We start from the raw sequence: 1,136 nt of genomic DNA, 5'->3' as shown, positions 1-1,136 counted from the left end.
CCAGCCAGCCGCCGATGCTGCCGCGCCTTCGCTGCTGTCCGGGGGCACGGCCCCGGCGGGCCGGTGCGGCTACTGCACCCACCGCATCTTCGGGCGCGGCAAGATCGTGCAGCACCTGCCGCCCGACAAGTACCGCGTGAACTTTCCCGGTTTCGGCCTCAAGGTGATCATGGCCGAATACCTGACGCTGGAATCCGACTGACGCGGGCAGCGCCGTCAGGCCGATGCGGCATGGCGGCGTGCTCCGGCGGCGCGAAAGGCGCCGCCCGTCCCGAAGGCGCAGGCGAAGCGTGTTTCGCCGCCCGCGCGCGGGGCGTTCCACTGCACATCCCAGGAGCCTTAGCATGACCCGGCTTGCCTCAGAGGACGATTTCCTCGCCGCCATCGACCGCCATTTCAGCAATGCCCACCCCCACCTGTGCGTGGGACGCGGCGACGACTGCGCCGTCATCGCCTGTCCGCCGCGCATGGCCGTGAGCACCGACCTGTTCAACGAGCACAGCCACTTCCGCACCAGCTACTTCACCCCCGGCGACATCGGCCACAAGGCGCTGGCCGTGAACATCAGCGATCTGGCCGCCTGCGGCGCGCGCCCGCTGGGCTTCAGCCTGGCGTTCACCGCGCCCGCCGACCTTTCGCGCGAGTTCTGCGACGAGATGCTGTCCGCCATGGCCGCGCTGGCCCGCGAGCACGACATGGCCCTGTCCGGGGGCGACCTGACCCGGGGCGATGCCCTGTCCCTGTGCATCACCGTATGGGGCGGCCCCGCGCCGCGCCTCACCCATGCGGGCATCATGGAGGATGGCGGGCCGGAAGGTGGGGAGAGTTGCGCGGCTGATGCCGCAGGCGGCAGCGAGTCCATCGGCGGTCACCCGCAACCCTCTGCCGGGGGCGCGTCGCCCTTCCTGCGCCGGGGCGGCTGCCAGCCGGGCGACCAGCTGTTTCTTGTGGGCCGCGTGGGTCTGGCCCGCGTGGGCCTGCTGGCGCTGGAAAGCATGGGGGCAGAAGCCGCGCGCCTGTACCCGGAGGCGTGCCGCGCCCACTTGCGCCCGCGTCCGCAGGTGGCGGCGGGGCTGGCGTTGGCGGGCATCTGCGGCACCGGCGACGCGCGCATCGCGCTCATGGACGTGTCCGAC

Annotated in this window: 2 protein-coding genes; both read left to right on the top strand. The window is 72.2% G+C overall.

Translation table 11 applies throughout. The annotated features are described in order from the left end of the window. A partial coding sequence (locus tag FVW27_RS16610) for a hypothetical protein (protein ID WP_167127280.1) occupies positions 1-202 on the top strand: 202 nt, incomplete at its 5' end. Between the two features lie 142 nt (positions 203-344). Then, positions 345-1,136 (top strand): thiamine-phosphate kinase (locus tag FVW27_RS16605; protein ID WP_167127277.1); only part of this gene is annotated, 792 nt, incomplete at its 3' end.

The organism is Nitratidesulfovibrio liaohensis (assembly GCF_011682075.1).
In the GTDB taxonomy this organism is placed as follows: Bacteria; Desulfobacterota; Desulfovibrionia; order Desulfovibrionales; family Desulfovibrionaceae; genus Cupidesulfovibrio; species Cupidesulfovibrio liaohensis.
The sequence above is the reverse complement of the archived record's forward strand: the minus strand, read 5'-3'. Positions and strand labels throughout refer to the sequence as shown.